The organism is Chitinophaga caeni (genome assembly GCF_002557795.1).
In the GTDB taxonomy this organism is placed as follows: domain Bacteria; phylum Bacteroidota; class Bacteroidia; order Chitinophagales; family Chitinophagaceae; genus Chitinophaga; species Chitinophaga caeni.
Window position 1 is genome coordinate 5,053,595 of sequence record NZ_CP023777.1, and the last position, 22,232, is coordinate 5,075,826.

At 42.1% G+C, this 22,232-nt stretch carries 20 protein-coding genes and 1 riboswitch; of the genes, 9 read left to right on the forward strand and 11 right to left on the reverse strand.

From position 1 onward, the window contains the following. Positions 1–1,506: a 2-isopropylmalate synthase gene (locus COR50_RS21205; protein WP_098195857.1), complete on the forward strand. Its 1,506-nt coding sequence runs from the start codon at positions 1–3 to the stop codon at positions 1,504–1,506. 448 nt (positions 1,507–1,954) lie between these two features. Here the strand turns inward: COR50_RS21205 and COR50_RS21210 are convergent, their stop codons facing one another. Further along, on the reverse strand, positions 1,955–2,242 hold the full coding sequence (locus tag COR50_RS21210) for a hypothetical protein (RefSeq protein WP_098195858.1): 288 nt from the start codon (positions 2,240–2,242) through the stop codon (positions 1,955–1,957). Positions 2,243–2,429: 187 nt separating this feature from the next. Between COR50_RS21210 and COR50_RS21215 the strand changes: the two genes are divergently transcribed. Continuing rightward, entirely contained in the window at positions 2,430–5,135 is a 2,706-nt protein-coding gene (locus tag COR50_RS21215; RefSeq protein ID WP_157761050.1) for an AsmA family protein, read from the forward strand. 108 nt (positions 5,136–5,243) lie between these two features. Next, positions 5,244–5,648 (forward strand): SdpI family protein, encoded by a 405-nt coding sequence (locus tag COR50_RS21220; RefSeq protein WP_098195860.1) that lies wholly within the window; start codon positions 5,244–5,246, stop codon positions 5,646–5,648. 80 nt (positions 5,649–5,728) lie between these two features. Here the strand turns inward: COR50_RS21220 and lipA are convergent, their stop codons facing one another. Both lipA and COR50_RS21230 read right to left on the reverse strand, forming a co-directional pair. Next, a complete protein-coding gene (lipA, locus tag COR50_RS21225) occupies positions 5,729–6,628 on the reverse strand; it encodes a lipoyl synthase (protein WP_098195861.1) in 900 nt (299 codons plus the stop codon). A 33-nt stretch (positions 6,629–6,661) separates the two neighbouring features. After that, positions 6,662–7,483 (reverse strand): hypothetical protein, encoded by an 822-nt coding sequence (locus COR50_RS21230; protein WP_098195862.1) that lies wholly within the window; start codon positions 7,481–7,483, stop codon positions 6,662–6,664. 197 nt (positions 7,484–7,680) lie between these two features. Here COR50_RS21230 and COR50_RS21235 point away from each other — a divergent pair, with 197 nt between their 5' ends. Beyond that, on the forward strand, positions 7,681–8,088 hold the full coding sequence (locus tag COR50_RS21235; RefSeq protein ID WP_098195863.1) for an OsmC family protein: 408 nt from the start codon (positions 7,681–7,683) through the stop codon (positions 8,086–8,088). Positions 8,089–8,266: 178 nt separating this feature from the next. Here the strand turns inward: COR50_RS21235 and COR50_RS21240 are convergent, their stop codons facing one another. Beyond that, positions 8,267–9,553 (reverse strand): DUF2851 family protein, encoded by a 1,287-nt coding sequence (locus COR50_RS21240; protein ID WP_098195864.1) that lies wholly within the window; start codon positions 9,551–9,553, stop codon positions 8,267–8,269. Between the two features lie 120 nt (positions 9,554–9,673). Further along, positions 9,674–9,787, forward strand: a riboswitch (SAM riboswitch). Positions 9,788–9,955: 168 nt separating this feature from the next. Between COR50_RS21240 and COR50_RS21245 the strand changes: the two genes are divergently transcribed. Continuing rightward, on the forward strand, positions 9,956–11,134 hold the full coding sequence (locus COR50_RS21245) for a trans-sulfuration enzyme family protein (RefSeq protein WP_098195865.1): 1,179 nt from the start codon (positions 9,956–9,958) through the stop codon (positions 11,132–11,134). A gap of 2 nt (positions 11,135–11,136) precedes the next feature. Continuing rightward, entirely contained in the window at positions 11,137–12,318 is a 1,182-nt protein-coding gene (locus tag COR50_RS21250) for a homoserine dehydrogenase (RefSeq protein ID WP_098195866.1), read from the forward strand. Between the two features lie 172 nt (positions 12,319–12,490). On the opposite strand, the gene COR50_RS21255 is transcribed toward COR50_RS21250, so the two are convergent. From COR50_RS21255 to COR50_RS21270, 4 genes are all read right to left on the reverse strand, one after another. Beyond that, positions 12,491–13,057: a Maf family nucleotide pyrophosphatase gene (locus COR50_RS21255; RefSeq protein ID WP_098195867.1), complete on the reverse strand. Its 567-nt coding sequence runs from the start codon at positions 13,055–13,057 to the stop codon at positions 12,491–12,493. Continuing rightward, positions 13,058–13,999: a geranylgeranylglycerol-phosphate geranylgeranyltransferase gene (locus tag COR50_RS21260; RefSeq protein ID WP_098195868.1), complete on the reverse strand. Its 942-nt coding sequence runs from the start codon at positions 13,997–13,999 to the stop codon at positions 13,058–13,060. A gap of 40 nt (positions 14,000–14,039) precedes the next feature. Beyond that, entirely contained in the window at positions 14,040–14,561 is a 522-nt protein-coding gene (locus tag COR50_RS21265; protein WP_098195869.1) for a KdsC family phosphatase, read from the reverse strand. Positions 14,562–14,651: 90 nt separating this feature from the next. Further along, the gene (locus tag COR50_RS21270) at positions 14,652–15,431 is read right to left on the reverse strand and encodes a Rossmann-like and DUF2520 domain-containing protein (RefSeq protein WP_098195870.1); all 780 of its coding nucleotides are present in this window, start codon (positions 15,429–15,431) and stop codon (positions 14,652–14,654) included. 211 nt (positions 15,432–15,642) lie between these two features. Between COR50_RS21270 and topA the strand changes: the two genes are divergently transcribed. After that, the gene (gene topA / locus COR50_RS21275) at positions 15,643–17,991 is read left to right on the forward strand and encodes a type I DNA topoisomerase (protein ID WP_098195871.1); all 2,349 of its coding nucleotides are present in this window, start codon (positions 15,643–15,645) and stop codon (positions 17,989–17,991) included. Between the two features lie 68 nt (positions 17,992–18,059). Continuing rightward, complete coding sequence (locus COR50_RS21280) at positions 18,060–18,929, forward strand: transglutaminase-like domain-containing protein (protein WP_098195872.1); 870 nt, start codon at positions 18,060–18,062, stop codon at positions 18,927–18,929. A gap of 67 nt (positions 18,930–18,996) precedes the next feature. On the opposite strand, the gene COR50_RS21285 is transcribed toward COR50_RS21280, so the two are convergent. The 3 genes from COR50_RS21285 to prmA form a co-directional block, all read right to left on the reverse strand. Beyond that, a complete protein-coding gene (locus tag COR50_RS21285; RefSeq protein ID WP_098195873.1) occupies positions 18,997–19,800 on the reverse strand; it encodes a M48 family metallopeptidase in 804 nt (267 codons plus the stop codon). Between the two features lie 132 nt (positions 19,801–19,932). Then, the gene (plsY, locus tag COR50_RS21290; RefSeq protein WP_098195874.1) at positions 19,933–20,595 is read right to left on the reverse strand and encodes a glycerol-3-phosphate 1-O-acyltransferase PlsY; all 663 of its coding nucleotides are present in this window, start codon (positions 20,593–20,595) and stop codon (positions 19,933–19,935) included. Positions 20,596–20,717: 122 nt separating this feature from the next. Further along, entirely contained in the window at positions 20,718–21,539 is an 822-nt protein-coding gene (gene prmA, locus COR50_RS21295; protein WP_098195875.1) for a 50S ribosomal protein L11 methyltransferase, read from the reverse strand. A gap of 92 nt (positions 21,540–21,631) precedes the next feature. Here prmA and COR50_RS21300 point away from each other — a divergent pair, with 92 nt between their 5' ends. Continuing rightward, a complete protein-coding gene (locus COR50_RS21300) occupies positions 21,632–22,207 on the forward strand; it encodes a hypothetical protein (protein ID WP_098195876.1) in 576 nt (191 codons plus the stop codon). The last annotated feature ends 25 nt before the right edge of the window (positions 22,208–22,232 follow it).

The window sequence follows — 22,232 nt, forward strand, 5'->3', positions numbered from 1 at the left end:
ATGGATAATAATCGCGTTTATATATTTGATACTACCCTGCGTGACGGGGAACAAGTTCCGGGTTGCCAGTTGACGACCGTTGAGAAGATTGTCGTCGCAAAGGAATTGGAAGCACTGGGAGTTGATATTATCGAAGCAGGTTTCCCCATTTCCAGTCCCGGCGATTTCCAAAGCGTGGTGGAAATCTCCAAAGCCGTTTCCGAGCCGGTTATCTGCGCTTTGACACGTGCCAACACCGCGGACATTGACGCCGCGGCAGAAGCACTGCGTTTTGCCAAACGTGGCCGTATCCACACGGGTATCGGCGCCAGCGATATGCACATTAAATACAAGTTCAACAGCACCCGTGAAAATATATTGGAACGTGCCGTAGCTGCCGTAAAATATGCCCGTAAATTTACTGACGACGTGGAGTTTTACGCGGAAGATGCCGGTCGTGCGGATATTGAATACCTCGCGCAAATGGTAGAAGCAGTTATTGCTGCCGGCGCTACCACCGTGAATATCCCGGACACAAACGGTTATTGCCTGCCCGATCAATACGGTGCTAAAATTAAATACCTGGCAGATAACGTGAAAAACATCGATAAAGCCATTATCTCTGTTCACTGCCACAATGACCTTGGCTTAGCTACCGCCAACTCGATCGCGGGAGTAGTCAACGGCGCCCGCCAGGTAGAATGCACAATTAATGGTATCGGTGAAAGAGCGGGAAATACTTCGTTGGAAGAAGTTGCGATGATCTTTAAAACACATCATGCCCTCGGTTACCAAACCAATATCAACTCTAAAAAGATATACGGCATCAGCAACCTCATCTCGCAAATGATGCGCATGCCCGTACAGCCGAACAAGGCTATCGTAGGTAGAAATGCCTTTGCTCACAGCTCCGGCATTCACCAAGATGGTGTTTTGAAACACAGGGAAAACTACGAAATCCTGAATCCGGAAGACCTGGGTATTCAATCCAACTCCATCATCCTTACTGCACGCAGTGGTAGGCACGCATTGAAACATCACTTGGAAAGACTGGGTTACAAGATCGACAAGATCAACCTGGATGAAGTGTACCAACGCTTCCTCGAAATGGCCGACCAGAAAAAAGAAATTAACGACCACGATTTGTTGGTATTAATGGGCGACGGTTCTGATTCCAATTATGATGATGATGCGATCAAGGTAACCCTGTTGCAAGTGGTTTGTGGAGATCCTTTAAGACCGATGGCAACCGTCAGGCTGAAAATCAAAGGTGAAGAAAAAGAAGCCAGCTCAACGGGGAATGGTCCGGTAAATGCCACCTTAAACGCTATTCATGAAATCGTTAAAGACGAAATCGAGTTGGATGAGTTTAGCGTGCAATCCATGCGCGGCGGTAGCAACGATGTTAGTAAAGTAAATATGCATGTTCGTAGCCAAGGCAAATCATACTATGGTTTCGGTTATTCAACCGACATCGTAAGCGCTAGCGTGAATGCTTACGTGGATGCATTAAACAAAATATTCTAGCCGAGAGAAATCGCGGAAATATAATCTATGCACAAAATGAGGCTGTCCTAATTAGGGCAGCTTTATTTTTTTGGTGCATCCTTATTACCGCCAATTCCCTTACCGGCCCACCCACCGGGAAATCAGTCCGGACAAAGGCAACTTGAGAGAAACATTTCTTCTACATCAATTACTAAATGCAGGCTTCGATGTATATAAACCTACAAGAGGTGATTTTTTGTTGATAATATAACTATCGAAGCCGGTGGTAAAAATAAACCCTCCAAACAAGTCAACGACACAGCATCTTACCTAATAGCAGCAGATGATATTGAAACAGGGTTTAATGCCAAAATTCCATTTTGGATGTTCGGTTTATTATATTGACTGAATGAAGTTTACCCGGAAAGTATCACCACGGTACGATTAAAAACTAAAATGGTATCGTTCTTGCAGTAACCGCACATCATCAGGACAATATTTGTACTAATAAGAGGGCGCCCAAGATGATATATAATAAGTTGCTGAAAATCAAGCAAAGCAACCTTACCCCGGGTCTGGATGCTGTAAGGTAATAAGCACCGTAACAGGAAGCTACCAACACAAATCCATACCAATTGGGCTGTTCACTACAAAAAAATAAGATGATGATCGAAATGGACAAAACCACCCATTCTACGAATAAAACTTTACCAAAGTATTGTTTGACGTTGCTGGGCCCGGGTGTAGGATTAGTTGCAGAGTTAGACGATGCCATAAGCGTTTGCTTGTAACTAAATGTAACTAAATAAATAGGATTCCCCAAGGGTTAATTCCCCTCTATCCAAAAAGGCCCCATCCTTTGCTGCGTTTACCCGATTATTCACATTAGAAACTGGTAATATATTACTTGCTGTAAAAAATTTAACTTGCAGCCAATTTAAAAATCTACAAAACCTATGCAGATGAAAAAAATTCTGAAGCGTGTTTTAATTGTTTTCTTGATTCTTATTGCCATTATCATCGCGATTCCTTTCCTGTTTAAAGGGAAAATTATCAGCATGGTAAAGGCTGAATTGAATAAGAATGTCAATGCCAAGATCGAATTTGATGATATCGATATCAGCTTGATCCGCCATTTCCCAAGGCTGGCTGTGGCTATCGAGGACTTATCAGTCGTGAACTTGGCTCCCTTCGAGGGCGATACCTTGGTGTCTGTCCGCAAAATAGATATGGCGATGAACTTGATGAGCGCCATCAAGGGGGATCATATCGAAATTTACAAGGTAAATATCGAGCAACCCAGGGTACATGCCATCATCAATAAAGAGGGTTTGGCTAACTGGGATATCAGCAAACCGAGCGAAGATTCCAGCGCTACGGAAACGGCAGATACCACTAGCAGTAATCTTCAGTTGGACTTACAGAAATACAGTATCGAAGACGGATATGTAGTGTACAACGACCAGGAAGGTGATATGATTTTGATCGTCAATGACCTGGACCATGAAGGTTCCGGCGATTTTACACTGGATAATTTTGTGCTAAATACCCACACTACCATCGGGGGTATTAATTTCAGTATGGGTATTGTTCCATATTTGGTTAATACAAAAGCCAGTCTTGATGCTGATATCAACATCGATAACAAAACTAGCACCTATTCCTTTAAAACAGATCAACTGAAGTTGAACAATCTTCAACTTGCCACGGAAGGGTTTGTTAAAATGGTCGATCCAGCCATTAACATGGATATAAAATTCAACGCGCCATCTACGAAATTCAAGGATTTATTATCGCTCGTTCCGGCTGTATTTTTACAGGATTTCAACGATATAAAAACGGATGGTAAAGCTAGCTTTGAAGGCTATGTAAAAGGTGATTATACCGATAACAGCCTACCGGCATTCGGCATTCAAATGCAGGTCAAAGACGGGTTCTTCCAATACCCCGATTTGCCGAAACCGGTAAAAAACATTCAACTGGCCCTAAATGTGGCCAATCCTGGTGGTGATGCCGATCAAACCGTGATTAACTTGAGCCAAGCTCACTTGGAATTTGATCAAAGTCCCATCGATCTGCGCATGTTGATAAAAACCCCGGTATCGGATATGTACCTGGACGCGGCAGCCAAAACCAATCTTGATTTATCCAAAATCAACCAATTTGTCAAGTTAGATCAAGGTACTGCCCTGCAAGGTTTGCTAGACGCAGATATACAGGCAAAAGGACATATGAGTTCCATCGAACAGGAGAAATATGATCAATTTTATGCCGCGGGCGCCATCAAATTGCAGCAAATGCTTTACAAGAGCAAGGATTATCCCGGTGGAGTTAAGATTAACACTTTCTCCATGTTATTCAATCCTAAAAATGTAAAAGTGTCGGAATTATCAGGAAACTACCTCGGTACCAACTTTAAAGCAAATGGTGAACTGGATAACCTGCTTGCATACGTATTTAAAAATAAAGCATTGGAAGGGAAACTGTCCGTGAGCGCCGATCAATTAGATCTTGATAAATTCATGGCAACGGGCAGCGAATCAACTCCGCAAAAGACCACGGAAACAGCTCCAAGCCCGGACGGTCCATTCGTGGTACCGAATAATCTTGATTTCACTTTAAATGCAAATGTTGATAAAGTTCATTATGACAAGTTAGATCTTACAAACCTTTCCGGCGCCTTAAAATTGAAAGACGAAACGGTTTATATGCAGGACATTAAGGCAAACGGTTTGGAAGGTAATATAAAGATCAACGGAACATATTCGACTAAAGAAAGTAAAACCACCCCTGACATCAACTTATCATACGACGTTCAAAACCTGGATATTCAAAAGACTTTCCTTGCTTTCAACACCGTGCAGAAATTGATGCCGATAGCACAATTCCTTTCCGGTAAAATTTCATCTTCTCTCAAGATGGAAGGCAAATTGGGAGAGGATATGAGTCCTATATTAAATACCCTTTCGGGGGATGGTACCTTGTTTTTAATCCAAGGAGTTTTGAAGAAGTTTGAACCCGTGGATCAACTGGCCAGCCAATTAAATATTTCACAACTGAAAGACATTTCCGTAAGGGATATCAAGAACTATTTTGCATTTGAAAATGGTCGCGTAACAGTGAATCCGTTCAGGATCAAAACTAATGGACTGGATATCCTGGTGGGCGGTTCACACGGATTTGATCAATCTTTAGATTATACCTTGCAATTAAATGTGCCGAGAAGCGTAATCGGCAGCCAAGGGAATGCATTCATCAACAACTTAGCATCACAAGCAAAAAGTAAAGGCGTCCCGGTAAATATTAGCGACAGTGTGCACTTGCAAGTAGCCATGGGTGGAAATATTTTGAAGCCATCGATCAAAACGGATCTCAGGGAAACTACGAATGCGCTTGCAGACAATCTTAAAAACCAAGCAACCGCGATGGTGCAAGAAAAAGTAGAAGAGTCGAAAAAAGCCTTGCAAGATTCATTGAACCAGGTTAAAAAAGAGGTAGGTAACGCGGTAAAAGACCAAATCAAAGATCAACTTTTAGGTAAAAAAGATACCGATTCAACGAAAACTACGGAAAACTCCAAGGATAAAGTTGAGAAGACATTGAATAATACTTTGAAAGGCTTATTGAATAAAAAGAAAAACACTGCGGATACAAGTAAATCAAAATAGATTATTTTCGTAAGGCCGGTTCTAAGGAAACGGCCTTACTCTTACCGGTAATCGCCTTAGCAACAATCGTGGCACGTTGCTTGTTAACATTTAAAAGAAACCCCCTATATGATGTCCGCGATTCTTCATAACACCTTTTTCAATGCAAGCCTGGTAGCCGGGATACTGATGATGCTATTTAGTTTCATCATAAGGAAATTTCCGCCGAGAACGATGAAATCATGGTATGGCTACCGTTCTTACTTATCTACCCACAATCAAAAGATGTGGGATGAAGGCAACCGCTACTTTACCAGGTCAGCTCAAACTTTATCCTGGATATTGATCCCTTGGGGATTCTTAGCTGCGCTGCTTTTTTCAACCCAGAGTAAATTTTTCATGTATGTAACGATCGTGCCGGTGGTGGTAGGAATTTTATATATCTGCGGCGCCACGGAATGGAGGTTACAAAAAATGCTGAAACCAGGTGAAAACGAATATATTAACCAGGAAGGGACCGACTACCCCAATTGAAATTAGCTTGGCGATAAAAAAAGGCTCACTTAGCAGTGAACCTTCCTGGTATTAATTATTTTCTTGCGTTTTTATGACGATTAGCCCTTGTTTCTCCCGCTAAAAATATGTTTTTCAGCATGGTAAGAAGAACGCACCAATGGACCGGCTTCCACGTAATCGATTCCCATATTGTAACCGATTTCACGTAATTCCGCAAATTCATCCGGATGAACGAACCGCAGTACGGGAAGATGTTTCGGCGTTGGTTGTAAATATTGACCTAAGGTGACAACATCGCAACCGTTATCATGCAAATCTTGCATGGCTTGGATAACCTCTTCTTTAGTTTCTCCCAAACCGAGCATGATACCGCTTTTAGTACGCATTCCGCCTTCTTTAAGCCTGCGGATTACTTCTAAACTGCGGTGGTATTTCGCTTGTATACGTACCTTTTTAGTAAGTCTTTCCACGGTTTCCAAGTTGTGAGACACTACTTCCGGCGCCACCTCGATTATCCTTTGCAGGTTTTCCCATTGCCCTCTAAAATCGGGGATCAGGGTTTCCATCGTCGTACCGGGATTTAAGTTTCTCACCGCATTCACGGTATTGGCCCAGATGATAGAACCGCCATCTTTCAATTCATCACGATCTACGGAGGTGATTACGGCATGTTTAACTTTCATTAGGTAAATAGCTTCTGCAACACGCTGGGGTTCATCCCAATCCACCGGTTCCGGGCGACCAGTTGCCACGGCACAGAACCCGCAGCTACGTGTACAAACATTTCCTAATATCATGAATGTTGCCGTACCGGCGCCCCAACATTCACCCATGTTAGGACAGTTACCACTTTCGCAAATGGTATGTAATTTATGGGTATCGACTAAATTCCGTACTTGTCTATAATTTTCACCGATTGGCAGCTTAACGCGCAACCAGTCTGGCTTTTTCACTCTTTGAACGGCAGGTTCAGCCGCTACTACAGGTAATTCTTGCATCGCAAATCCTTTCTTTATAATATGCAAAGTTACTTACTTATTCCAACGCTTCCCAAATTGTATACCGAGATAAGCATTGAGGAAGAATTTTTTATCTTCTTCCAGTACCATGATATCGATGGTTTTCGTGTAATAAGCCGCGTTCACACCCACTTCCAAGGCAGACACAACATGATTGAACCTGGCCCAATCAAATCTGACACCTAATTTGGCATGTAATCCGGGCACCAAAGTTACGTATTCCCAACCTCTTGTAAAACCACCGGAACCATAAATATTACCGGGATCTGTAAATAGATCCGCAGTTTCGGGGGTGTAATGAATATACCGGCGTTGGTTATATGTAGAATCTAGTACATCTAAAACATAGGGCTTTAATAAACCCAGGGAAATCCCACCATAATATATACCTTGAATCTCAACACCTTGTTTATAAGCTTTTCCTCCAATAAGTCTACGAATACCGTAACCGATATTCACGGGATAAAAATTATTCTTTTTACCATAAAAATATGAGGAGCTAGTCAAACCGAAACCATCTGAATATAATAAGGAAGTCTTGTCTTGTTTGGGATGCTTGATTTCAGAGAACTCCAACTGGAAATAACGCACTTTATCGCGATTTTTACGGTAGGCAAGCTCTAAAAAACCGCTCCAGCCGTTGGTATTCAATCGGCCACCTATTGAAAACTCGCGTTCATACATATTCTCCCCTTCTTCCATTTCGCTAAACAGGGATATTCTTTGAAGTCGCTTGGCTTCCTTTTCTTTTCTTTTCTGCTCGCGGCTATCGTTTTGAGCATAAACCGCGGAGCCGGCAACTAAGAGTAAAAGGAGTAAAGTTATTTTTCTCACAGTATAGTATGATTATATTATTATAAACGTAAGATTATAAATTATGTTTTACAGCTATACAAACGTACAGGATTTTATGCTTATTCTATTAAATAAATATACGGGAAATACTAACTGCATCATGAATTTTCCCAGGTGATTCGCAAAACATGGCTTATCCTTAAAAATAAGTTTATTTTGTAGCAAAATCAATCGCGATGCAAACATCAGAAATCATTTACCAGGGGGAATTAAGAACTGTAGCGACCCACTTGAAATCAGGCTCCGTTATTGAAACTGACGCGCCCTTGGATAATCATGGCTTGGCAGAAAGATTTTCACCGACGGATCTCGTGGCCACGGCACTTGGCTCTTGTATGCTTACTATCATGGGCATCAAGGCAAGGGACAATCAATGGAAAATTGAAGGCACCCGCGTTAGCATAGAAAAAATTATGGGCACGGAGCCGAGAAGGATTATCCAGGTAAACGTGGTGATGAATATGCCGGAAGGTCACGGGCTCGATGAAAAAGCACGTACCATTTTGGAAAGAGCCGCCCTAACCTGCCCCGTGGCAAAAAGCATTCACCCGGATATCGTGCAACAAGTGACTTTCAACTGGTAGTCACAGATTTATTGTCACGGATTATGATGGATTACAAGATTTCACGGATTATATGCTTGGTTTGTTGAGGACATGACCCCGAAGGGTCATATCCACGGATGATAAATGATATAAAATGATGAGTCAATCGATATAAAATAATAAATCAATTAAAAAATCCGTGAAATCTTGTAATCCATCACAATCCCTGGCCCATGAGTTTTATGCCGATTGCGCAATCCAGGCAACGTTTATGATCGCAATATTGCTTCTTTAATTCGATCAATGCCTGTGAATTCAGGCCGGAGTCTATTTTTAATCCGGCAGATTGCCATCCGCGGGTAATTTTATTATCCTCTCCCTGGATTTGATCGGCCCAATGCAATGCTTTCTCCTGCAAAGCGGCCACCCCGCGCTCTTTGCCATATAAGTACATCAAGGGCAATACCGCGTTCAGGATCATGGTTTGCATAAACTGGGGACCCGGTTTCGGCGTTTTGGGACTAATTTTATCAAACCTATAGTGATCTTGCCAATACCCGGGCAAATCTACTTTCAAAAAATCGATGCAATCCTGCAAGCCATTAAACCTTAATATCCTTGAAAACATTCTTGGTCTTTGGTGGAATAAAGCAACTAGAACGGCCATCCTATAAGTCGGGAATGCCGTGGGACGCATCCTGAGCCATTTCCAAGAATGCGCATTCATCGGTGGTTCCAAATGATGCTTGTGAAACAAATAAGCATGCAAAGCCTGTAATTCCGAGGGGAACTCTTCCGACCATTCACCTCGTAACAACCCCGCTTGCCCGAAAATTAATGCGGATAGTTCCATCGGCTTCCACTGGTATTTTTGCAATACCTCGTAAGGACAAATCCCTGTCAGCATTTCGAAAGCGAATTGATTCACCGGAAAACCCAATCCCTGGGCAACAGCCCGGAAACAGACTGCCTCCCAATCATAGTCGGCTTGCAGCCACCAGGTACGAAATACGGTCATCTTACGCTCCCAACGCTCAATCATCAAGCGCTCCAGCCATGCAAACCAGGTTATTCGGGGTATTTTGGTGAGCATATTTTCACACGGAACAAATACCGGGGTTTCCATCAACATGGAATAACGATCGAGCAGGATATTAGGAATCCTGTGCTGTAAACATAAAGTTGGAATATTGGGCAATGGCAGCGCCACATCTTCCAAATAAATTACGTGCAAGATGATATCCTTGTAGAGCGGATCTTTTCCATGCCGGTGCTTTAACCAATCGGAGCTTCTCAAATGCAACTCGATATTCCCGGCCCATTCGATGCCGTTCCAACGGATACGGGCAGCTGTAAAATCGGGGCCCGCGTCCAGGTTGTGTATTCCGGGACTAATAATTTGCAAGGGCTCACCCGCAACGGTTTTTAAATCCTGCTGCTGATACATGCCAAATTTCCAAATATATTGCAGCAATGCTTCGGTTAACAAAGGGTTTATTTCCATAACAATAGATTACACAAACAATGAATCGATTTCAAAAAAAACAGAATTTACGGAAGTTTTGGAAGAAGATTTGGAAAATTGGTTGAAGTTCTATTAACTTTGCACGCAGTTCTTAAACATTACTTATCCAGAAAGGCTGAGGGACTGGCCCTTTGAAGCCTTAGCAACCATTCCAAGCATAGCTTGAAATAAGGTGCTAATTCCGGCTCCGGTATACCCGGGGGTAGATAAGTTGGCAGACAAAATTATTTAACAAGCAATCAGCATAAATTTTTGAGCTCTTCCAACCGGAAGGGCTTTTTTTTTGCCACCTTCCCTATCAATACTCCCGGACCTTGCCATTTAGAGATTTGCTGTTTAATAGCTATTCGCAACATTTTTAAAACAACTTGAACAAGTAGCATGAAACCATCCACACAATTGATCCACAGTATCCCGGTAGATGAATTGACGGGTGCCATCTCGGTTCCTATTTATCAAACATCTACTTACGTACAAGAATCGCCCGGTATCAACAAGGGGTTTGAATTTTCCAGGGCCAACAACCCTACCCGTAAGGTGTTGGAAGATATCATCTGCAACCTGGAAGAAGGGCATGCCGGCTTTGCATTTGCCAGTGGTATGGCTGCCATTGACGCGGTATTGAAATTGTTGAAATCCGGCGATGAAATCATGGCCGTTGAAGATACTTACGGGGGCATTTTCTCCATCTTCAACCATATGTTCGAGCGCTTCGGAATCAAGGTAAATTTCGTGGACATGTGCGATACGGATAAAATTTTGGAAAACATCAACTCCAAAACCCGGATCATTTGGTTAGAATCTCCTACAAACCCAACGTTGAAAGTTGCGGATATTAAATCGATCGGTAAGATTGCCAAGCAGCACGATATACTGCTGGTGGTGGATAACACTTTTGTAACGCCATTGTTACAAAAACCCATCACGCTGGGAGCTGATATCGTGATTCATAGCGCCTCTAAATTTTTGGCGGGGCATAGCGATGTGTTAGCGGGCTTAGTGGTGGTGAATAATAAATCATTGGCTGACCAGGTGAAATTTAACCAAAATATTTCAGGTAGTATATTAAGTCCTTTTGAAGCATGGTTAACCATCCGTGGAATAGAAACACTTTCCCTCAGGCTGGAAAAACAATGTGCCAACTCAATTGCCATTGCCAACTGGTTAGCCGAACATCCGGCTATAGACAAGGTGTTTTACCCCGGATTAGCTTCCCATAAAAATCATCACATCGCCCGCAAACAACAGAAAGGTTACGGCGCTGTCATCAGTTTCAGTTTGAAGGAAGACCAGGTAAAAAATGCAATCAGGATCGTAAATAGCACCAAGTTGTTCAAACTTGCCGAAAGTTTCGGAGGTGTGAAGAGTATGCTGAACCATCCGGTTACAATGACACATAGAAATATCCCGGAAGAGTTTCGGAAAAAAGCGGGATTGCAAGATTCATGTATCAGGTTATCCGTGGGAATAGAAGATGCGGAGGATTTGATCAACGATTTAAAACAAGCATTAGATAAATTAAACCAACCAATAGGAAAACAAATTACAGTTCTACAATAACAATGGAAAAGAAGATTATCAACTTAGGCATTTTTGGCTTCGGCGTCGTGGGACAAGGTTTATACGAAGTACTTAACAGGACAAAAGGCATCAACGCCAGGATCAAGAAAATTTGTATCAAGGATCCTAACAAATCCCGGCCCATAGATCAGAGTTATTTTACAACTAACGCGGATGATATTTTAGAAGATCCCACGATCGATGTAGTGGTAGAATTGATTAATGATACACAGGCGGCATTCGAAATTGTCAGCAAGGCATTACGCAATGGCAAAGCTGTTGTAAGCGCCAGCAAAAGGATGATCGCTGAAAACTTACCTTCATTATATCAACTCCAAGTTGAAAATAAAGTACCGTTCTTATACGAGGCTTCCAGCTGCGCCAGTATTCCTATTATCCGCAACCTGGAAGAATATTACGATAACGATTTGCTGAATGCGGTTGAAGGTATTTGTAATGGCTCAACCAATTATATCTTAACCAAGATATTTGAAGAAAACTGGAGCTTTGATGTTGCTTTGAAAGAAGCACAAGATAAAGGTTTCGCTGAAACAGATCCGACTTTAGACATCGAAGGGTTCGACCCTAAATTCAAGATCGTGATCTTGTTATTACACGCCTTCGGTACATTCGTAAAACCTGAGGAGGTATTCAACTTTGGTATCAGTCACCTGAATGATTTCGATATTCAATTTGCCAAGCAAAGGGGTTGTACTATTAAGTTGATTGCTAATTGTCGTAGGCAGAATGGTAATGTAAATGCTTATGTACTGCCTCACCTGGTTAAAGAACATAACTTGTTATTCGATGTGTATAACGAATATAACGGCATCTTGCTGGAAAGCGCGTTCACCGATAAACAATTCTTTGTTGGCAAAGGCGCCGGCGGCACAGCTACCGGAAGTGCAGTATTGTCAGATATTTCAGCATTATTGTATAACTACAGGTATGAATATAAAAAGATCAAACAATCCAATTCTCCGACCTTCACAAATGATGTTCGCTTAAAGGTTTACCTGAGATACAAATCCCCTGAACAAGTGGACTTGACGGGCTTTTACAACATCACTGAAAAATATGAATCCCCAAATTACAGGTATGTTGTAGGTACAATCAACCTGGAAAAATTAAAGGAATCAAAATGGTTGGAAAGCAAGGATGTAAACTTGTTAGTATTGGAATAGGAATAGTAAATAGATCGTATTTAATAAAAAATCTAAAACTCAACCAGCTTTGCAGCACCAGTATGATCAATCATACTGGTGTTTTTTTTGAATGACCGGTATGATCAGATCCTGTGGCCAAGGGTCGCGACCCTTGGCTGCTGATTTGTTGGATTGCTGATCTGCGGGAATTTTACAATTTCAACAATTTTACAATTTCACTGACCGGCAATCCCATTACATTATAAAAACAACCTTCAATGCTATCTATGGCAACGGCCCCGATCCATTCTTGTATCGCATAGGCACCAGCCTTGTCATACGGTTTGAAATGATCTACATAATATTCAATTTGCTGCTTAGAAATTGGCAGAAAATGTACCTTGGTTGTTTTTTCAAATGAGCGTTCCTTTTCTCCATCCAATAATACAACCCCGGTAATCACTTCATGCGATTGCCCGGATAATGCTGATAATATATTAATGGCATCTTCCCGGTCCTTCGGTTTACCAATGATTTTACCATGAAGCACTACCACCGTATCGGCGGCTAAAATCGTTTTAGGTTGAGACAGTATCGTTTTAACTGCCAACGCTTTATTCCTGGCAATGTATACCGGGATTTCAGGAATAGGTAAATCCGGGGGGAAATCTTCATCCGTGGGTACTACCTTTATTTCGAAAGGAATACCCGCCTGCTCTAGCAATTGTTTACGCCTCGGTGATTGAGAAGCTAATACGATCGGTTCGGTTAATGACATCTATAAATATATTTTGAAAAACACCATTGATAGGATTCCGGTCAACATGACAATCTTCACGAGTGAACTCACTTTATGATAATGCGGAGGTAAATGTGCCTTCTTTAAATTCAGGTAAATGTAAAATGCCGGCACCTGTACACTGGCAAATAAAAATAAGATAGCAAAATACCATCCCAGTGTGAATATCTTTATTTCGATTGCCAACACCAAGAGTTGCAATGCCCATAATAAAGTATAACACAGCTTTTTCGCTGGCAATACGCCCCAAACGATAGGAATCGTCCTGCAACCATCTTTACTATCCCCTATCATATCTTCCAGGTCTTTCACTACTTCACGCAACATAGATATTATAAATGCGAACAATGCATATACCCCGATGATCTTAATCAATGTTCTCCCCTCTTTCGACATGATCGCCTCGAAGCTATGATAAATCTGCTTTTCATAAAATCCTACCACTACTACCGCCAAGGCAGTTAAAACGGAAATCACGATGTTTCCGATCAACACCTGCCTTTTGAAAGAAGTTGAATAAAACCATAACAGCAAAGAACAAATAACCTGTGTGAAGCCCAAGTAAAATTGGCCAACTTGCATTGCAACCAGGAAACCCAAGGATACACCGGACATATTTAATATGGTATGCCATGCCATGGCCCACCTGCGGCTGATGATTTTTTCTACCACCATTTTGTCCGGTTTATTCACCAGGTCTATGTTGATATCAAAATAATCATTGATTATATAACCGGCGGCGGCTATCAAGACAGTTGATAAGCATAACAGCATAAATTGCATAACCGTAAGTGACGGTTCTACCCCTTCATTATGCAACACTGGTGCGATAACACAATATTGTAATAGAAATTGGGTTAATGCGATATATATAAGATTCGGATACCGGGTCAACCGGAAAAATGCCGCAACTATATTCATAAAACAAGAATAAGATTCATAAGCAAACTTTTACCCATCGTTATTTAGAGCTGATCGTATCATCAATCAGCCAATCACCATTCAACTTCAATACCTTTTCAATCACTTCCCGCGCACAACCATCCCCACCCCTGAAAGGGGAAATATATTTACAAATGCTTTTAATTTCCTGGGCTGCGTCTGAAGGGCAAGTAGCCAAGGCAACCATCTGCATGGCAAAAAAATCGGGCAGATCATCTCCCATATATAACATTTCATCCCAGGAGAGATCATTCATCATGGCATAATCTGAAAGTTGCTCCTTTTTATCTACTACCGCCGTATATATATCCCGGATACCGAGATCTTTTAAGCGACTTACAACACTTTCGGATTTTCCTCCCGTAATTATTACGATACGGTACCCCTTCTTAACAGCCAATTGCAAGGCATAACCATCCCTGGTGTTCATCTTGCGCGAAAGATCCCCATTGGGCATCAATTGCACCGTACCATCAGTTAGCACACCATCAACATCAAAAATAAAAGTCCGGATAGGTCTAAATTGTTCTAATATATTCATTGCCAGGAGAATTGAAGCCTTACTCCCTTAGGGAGTTATATATTTATGAGCTAGCAAAAGTACCGTAAATAGAATTTAATCCCACCTGTTTCAAGCTTTTTTATCCCGGTCCTGATAGAATTGAAAAATACTTTCCGATATCACCGGGTATACCATTCCCATGGTAGGGTAAGCTTTCAGGATGTCGAGATGCTTTTGCATGGTGACCTGGTCATTACGGATGGCCGGCCCCGTTTGTACCTCAGTAGGGGCAAATTTCTCCAAGCGGTTAAAGGTTTCCTGCAAAATCGGGTGCAATAAATGATAATCCAACTGCTCCCTATCACAGAAATCCTTGGTTAAAGCCTGTAAATGGTTCGTAAAATTATTGCAGAATACGGCTGCCAAGTGCAATTTCAGCCTTTCCGCGGAGTTTTTCACGGAGATATTAGATGAAATACTTTGAGCAAGGGCTTGTATCCTCCTCATAACATCCTCGTTAGCAGCCTCTAAGATCAGCGGAATATCGGGGTATGACTTGATTTCCTTCCGTAACGATTGTAATGGATACATCACCCCGGTATTAGAAGATATCTTGCTGATAGCCGATAATGGAACCGCGCCGGCAGTGTGCAGCACGAAGCGTTTTCCTAGCCGTAATTCATCATTTAACTCGGCCAGGGCGCCGTCATTGACGGCCAAGAGGTAAATATCCACCTCCATATTTATATCCAACAAATCGCTACTACTTTCCGCGTGAAGCAATTCTGCCAACTCGGCAGCATGATCGACATTTCGACTAATTACCTGCTTGATTTGATGCCCGTGAAGTTTCATAAAATGTCCAAAACAGTGCGCAACATTGCCAGATCCGATAATAACTATCTCCATTTCTTTATAAATTTAAAATAATATTAGCTTCCGTATTCTCGCTCAAAAATTAAGCCTAGAGCCGATTGATTAGTGTTTATACATATATAATATATATACCGCGACCAAATCCCTATTTTTTATTTCGCACTACTTTTATATACTTGCAAAAATCGAATTGGGAACATTTCCTCAAATTCTAGCGTAATTTAAGTAAACAAAGCAGGCGTTCATGGCAAAAAATCTCGTAATCGTTGAGTCCCCAGCCAAGGCTAAGACCATTGAAAAAATTTTAGGTACTGATTTCGAAGTCACTTCCTGCTTCGGTCACATCCGTGACTTGGAGAAGGATGATATGGGTGTCGATATCCAGGACAATTTCAGACCTAAATATATAATACCGGAAGATAAAGAAAAGGTTGTAAAGGATCTGAAAAAGATGGCTAAAGGCTCCGAAGAGGTTTGGTTAGCAACGGATGAGGACCGCGAGGGAGAGGCTATTTCTTGGCATTTAAGCGAAGTTTTAGGCTTAGATCCCGCCTCGACCAAAAGGATCGTTTTCCATGAAATAACTAAGCCTGCCATCGAAAAAGCCGTAAAAACGCCCCGTTTGCTTGATATGAACCTGGTAAATGCCCAGCAAGCCCGCCGGATCCTGGATAGGATCGTAGGTTTTGAGCTATCGCCGGTACTTTGGAGGAAAATGAGTATGCGCAATTCGCTATCTGCCGGGCGCGTACAAAGTGTAGCCGTTCGGTTGATCGTGGAAAGGGAAAGGGAAATCAACCAGTTCACACCTACCAGCAGCTTTAAAGTTGATGCTTATTTTACTGCAAAGGATACGAGCGGTAAGTCCGTAACTTTCAAAGCAGAAGGTCCTACCAAGTTTAAATCTGCCGAAGATGCAGAAAAATTCCTGCAAAGCTGCATCGGCGCTGAATATACCGTGAGGGATATACAGGTGAAACCGGCTAAAAAGTCGCCTGCCGCCCCTTTTACCACTTCTACCTTGCAGCAGGAAGCTAGCCGCAAGCTCGGTTACAGCGTGTCTAAAACGATGCTGCTAGCGCAGAAACTGTATGAAAGCGGTAATATTACTTATATGAGGACAGATTCCGTGAATCTCTCCGAAACTGCCATGAATGACATTCAAAAGGCAATTACGGGCAGCTATGGCGATAAATATTACCAAGCCCGTAAATACAAGAACAAAAATGATGCGGCACAGGAAGCACACGAAGCTATCCGTCCTACTTATATGGAAAATAGCAGTATCGATGATAGTGATACCAAGCGTCTCTATGACCTGATCTGGAAAAGAACGATCGCCAGCCAAATGAGCGATGCCGAACTGGAGAAAACCATCGCCAAAATAAATATTTCTACCAATAACGAAGATCTTACCGCTAGCGGGGAAGTACTGAAATTTGACGGCTTCCTGAAAGTGTATCTTGAAGGTAAAGATGAAGATGAGGACGAGGAGGAGAAAGAAGGGGTATTACCGCCATTAAGCTTGAAACAGGTGCTGGGCTTTAAAGAAATGCACGCGACTGAAAGATTTAGTCGCCCACCGGCAAGATATACGGAGGCCAGCCTTGTAAAAAAACTGGAGGAACTGGGTATCGGTAGGCCATCTACTTACGCGCCGACGATCACTACCGTGCAGAAAAGAAATTATGTCGAGAAAAGGGATCGCGAAGGCGTTAAAAGGGAATATAGAATTTTGCACCTTCAAAATGACCAGGTGAGTAAAGAAACCGCCACTGAAAATACGGGTGCGGAAAAAGCCAAACTTTTCCCGACCGATCTTGGTCTAGTGGTAACCGATTTCTTAAACCAGTATTTCGACTCCGTGATGGATTACGGCTTCACCGCCAAGATCGAAAACGAGTTCGACGAGATAGCCCACGGTAAAAAACAATGGAGCAAGATGCTGAACGAGTTCTACAAACCGTTCCATAAAGACATTGAAGATACCTTGGAAAATGCTGAAAGGGTGAAAGGTGAACACCTGCTGGGAACCGATCCCGAATCAGGCAAACCTGTTGTGGCCAGGATGGGACGATATGGCCCGATGATCCAGATCGGCTCCGTAGAGGATGAAGAAAAACCACGTTTTGCACGCCTTAAAGCCGATCAAAGTATCGAGACGATCAACTTGGAGGAAGCGATGGAATTGTTCAAATTACCGAGGATTCTTGGCGAATTTGAAGGAACAGAAGTGACGGTGAATATCGGTAGGTTCGGTCCTTATGCACAACATGATAAGAAATTCTATTCCTTGAAGAAAGAAATGGATCCTTATACGGTGGGGCTAGATGAAATAGCGCCATTGATCGTTGAAAAGCGTGCCGCGAAAGCAGAAAGAACCATCAAGGTTTTTGAGAAGGAAAAAATACAGATTTTAAAAGGCCCATACGGCCCTTATATAAAACAAGGTTTGAGGAATTTCAAAATTCCGAAAGAGAAAATTGACACGGCGGCAGATCTTACCCTCGAAGATGCGAAAGCGATTATCGAGGAAGTAAAAGCGAACCCGCCCAAGAAGAAAGCGGCTAGCCGCAAGAAAAAATCAGACTAGCCCGGTTATTTTAGATACTGTTAAATTCCGGGAAAAAGTTTGTAGATTACCAAGTGTAAACCAGCTTCATGCTCGAAACAAAAGAAATAAACGCATTGTTCCACCTGTTGGATGACCCGGATCAAGAGGTATATGATACCGTGGCCAACAAGATATTACTGTTTGGGAAAGAAATTATTCCCAACCTGGAACACCTGTGGGAAAATACTTTTGATGAGCAGATTCAAGAACGCATCGAATTGTTAATCCATAGGGTGCATTTCAGCGATTTACAAGCAGGTTTACTTGAATGGAGCCGCGATATCAACCCTGACCTGATGAAAGGCGCCATCCTCGCTGCCCAATATCAATACCCCGAGCTTTCCACCGCGCCGATCTACACCGAGATCGAAAGAATTAAGAGAAACATATGGTTAGAGCTCAATAATTACCTGACTCCCTTGGAGCAGGTGAATGTACTCAATAGCATGGTATTTAATTATTTCGGCTTAAAAGGCGAAGAGGTAGCTTATCAAAGAAAATACCAGTTCTTCATTCACCAAGTTATTGAATCGAAACGTGGTAATCCCATCACGAACGGGATCATGTACCAGGCATTATGCAATATGCTGGATCTGCCGGTATATGCCGTCAACATACCACGCCAGTTTATCCTGGCTTACTTCGATGCATTCCATGATATCAATAATCCTGCCTCGTTGGATGAAAGCAGCATCTTGTTTTATATTGATCCCATTCAAGGGCAAATTTATACGCAACAAGATGTGGAGGTATATTTCAAAAGGGTTTCCGTACCAAAGTTAGATGCTTACTTCAAACCGCAAACCAATAAGCAGATCATCCAGTTCTTACTGGAAGAATTAGCCAAATGTTACCAACACGAAAACGACGAAAATAAGCAGGAGGAAGTCCTCAGCTTGGCTAAAATCCTGGGCTAAAAAAATAACCACCGGTACCTACCCGATGGTTACTTATAAATACCTTTTATATTTATTGTTATATCAATTAAGATTGCGGCTTATAATATTTCATAGCCTCCGGCATCAATGCTTGCAATTTGGCAATGCGTTTTTCATCGCTCGGGTGCGTGCTTACTATTTCCGGCGGTTTATTGCCACCTGAAGCCGAGGCCATTCTTTGCCAAAACGGGATGGCTTCCTGCGGGTTATAACCTGCCATCGCCATAAATATCACGCCGAGGTGATCAGCTTCCAGTTCATTCTGCCTGGAATATGCCATTAATCCTAATGGGCCGCCGATTCCAACAGCTTGGGAAAATATATTCTGCGCTTGGGGATTTTTATTCAAAGCTACGGCGCCTGCGATCTGGATGCCTTGCGCTACCAAACCTTGGCTCATCCTTTCATTACCGTGCCTTGCAATAGCGTGGGCAATTTCATGCCCCATTACGCAAGCGAGAGCGGTTTCATTTTGTGTAATAGGTAGTAAGCCCGTGTAAACAACGACTTTTCCACCGGGCATGCACCAGGCGTTCACTTCTTTGCTATCCACCAGGTTAAACTCCCATTTATAGCCGGAGATTTGGTCGCCCCAGCCATTTTGGTTCATATAAGTAGTAACGGCCTTAGCTATACGGTTACCGACCCTTTGTACCATCCCGGCATCTTTGCTGGTAGTAGAAGATATCGTTTTATTTTCGGATAAGAATGATTTGTATTCTGTGAGCGCCATTTCTTGCATGGTACTTTCCGGGATCAGGTTCAATTGGTTTCGCCCCGTGATAGGAACTTTAGTGCAAGAACTTACAAAGCCTACCCCGGCCAGTAACAGGACAGATAGTTTTTTCATGATGAAGATTTTAATTCGATTTGATTTCGAGGAACAAAATGGTGGAATCCCCATTAATTTTCACAATTAATATTGCAAATGTAAACAATAGAGAAGCAATCGTTATGCCAATTGATTCGCAAAACAAATATTTTATTCTCCGTCTTGCCTGCGGCGGCGGAATCCCCTCCTGTTTTTAAACAGGGGCACCTTATTTTCATTACCATTTAGTAAGCGGGCAATGTTTTTTTGGTGAGTCAATACCACCATTAAGGCAACGGCGATAGCAAATATGCGGTAATAAAGCTCTTTCTCGTTGAAGATAAATAAAACCAATACCGGCAACGCGATACTAGCGATAATAGAGCTTAGGGAAACGTATCTAGTGAGAAATAATATCATCAGGAAAACCCCGACGCAAGAGAGAGCCACTGCGGGTTGAATAGCTAAAACCATCCCGAAAACAGTAGCAATACCCTTACCACCCCTGAAATTTGCAAAAATGGGGAATATATGGCCAATTACGGCCATCAAACCCAGGCCGATTTGTAAGTTTACCAGTTGTACTAAATGCTCGGGATCCCTGTAATAAGGTACTAATAATGCTAACCTTACTGCTAATACACCTTTCATCATATCTACCAACATCACGAAAGTTCCAGCCTTGGGTCCCAGTACGCGGAAAGTGTTCGTAGCACCTGCATTCCCGCTACCATGCTCACGGATATCGATACCGAACACCCCTTTACTTACCCATACAGCCGTAGATATTGAGCCTATCAGGTAGGCACAGATTAATAGCAATATTTCTGTCATCACAATAAGTTAGATTGCTAAGATAAGAAATTAACTGTTAATATTGTTTGAAATTTCGGCGGACAATTTCTACAAATACAAGAAAACCAGTTGATTGAATATGGTAATTTAAATAATGTTCTTTATTTTTTCTCAAACTGCATCGCTAACCAATTATCTTTCATCACTTTACACTCAAAATTGAATTGGTTCTCGACCGCGCTTGCTAAGATAAGTGATTCATCTTCACTTAATATACCACTTAAGAGTAATTTTCCCCCGGCTCTTAATAGTTGTTGTAACCTTGGCATAAATTGTAACAAGATATGCCGGTTGATATTCGCCAGGATAATATCGTAGCCGGGCTCAACATGATCTAAATTATCGGCTTGCCACACCTTCGTTTTCACCGCATTATTATTGGCAATGTTTTCCATGGTATTATTGACAGCCCATTCATCATTATCGATCGCGTCTACTTTTGCCGCAGCTAGTTGTTCGGCTAAAATAGCAAGGATACCCGTACCGGTTCCGAAGTCGAACACCTGCTTCCCGGAAAAATCTATATCCCGCATTAAACGGATCATGGAAGCAGTGGTAGCATGATGTCCTGTACCGAAGCTCATTTTCGGCGTAATCAGGATTTCATATTTAACTTTACCGGCTAATGTTTCATGGAAATCAGCCCGGATACCGCAGAAATCATCGACCAGTACCGGTTCAAAATTGCTTTCCCACAGGGCATTCCAATTAGTCGGTTCGATAGTGGAAGCTTCGTATGTTAAATTATAAGGTGCTAAAATAGCTTCCAAAGCGGCCCGGTCAAAATCTGCCGCCGGGATAAATGCCACCAAGGTGCCGCCAACTTGCTCCTCGAATCCCTCGTATCCCCCGGCAGATAGATGTGCTACCATGATGTCATTCAATTCTAGCGGTAGCTGTAAAGTTATTGATATATAATGCATACAGGCTGCAAATATACAGATTCCCGCTGCTAAACTTGCTGTTCTTATAGAGATCGATTATATTTGTTTTTAAAATAATATAACCTTATCCTATGCGAAAACACTGCCTACTGATCATCGGCATGATCTTCATGTGCCGTTTAGTAAATGCCCAGGAAATCATCAAGTCACAACCTTTGGAAATGCAAGATTCTATCGTGTATCAAACGAAGTTTGCTTATTTGAGCATTGATAAAAGGGACCTGGATGAGTACCTGGTAAACCTGGACACTTTATTGAAAAACCACGATTACGATCCTAAGTTGTTTCAAAACATTCAATTTGCCCAGTTGACCAAGGAAGATGTGAAGCAGCATTACGAAACAACCATGGAAATATGGAATTCCGTGAAAGAAAACCCGCTCAACTTCCGTTACAACGAAATTGCTTTGTTCTGGATGGAGAATGAGAAGATCTTGTTGCCTTATATCAACGAAGTCTTATCGCGTTTCTTATCCGAAGGGAAAGTGCGGGTGTTTGAAAAATTCCCTAAGAAGATCGTTGCGCCTTATATCCAGGTGGTGATTGAAGTGGTGAATAACAAACCTTACAGGGTTTTCAAACTAAAAGACGGGAAAGATATTCTCAGGGAAACGGATATTTACCTGGAGCATTTCATGAATATTTAATGCTATTCACATTTATAAATGTAAA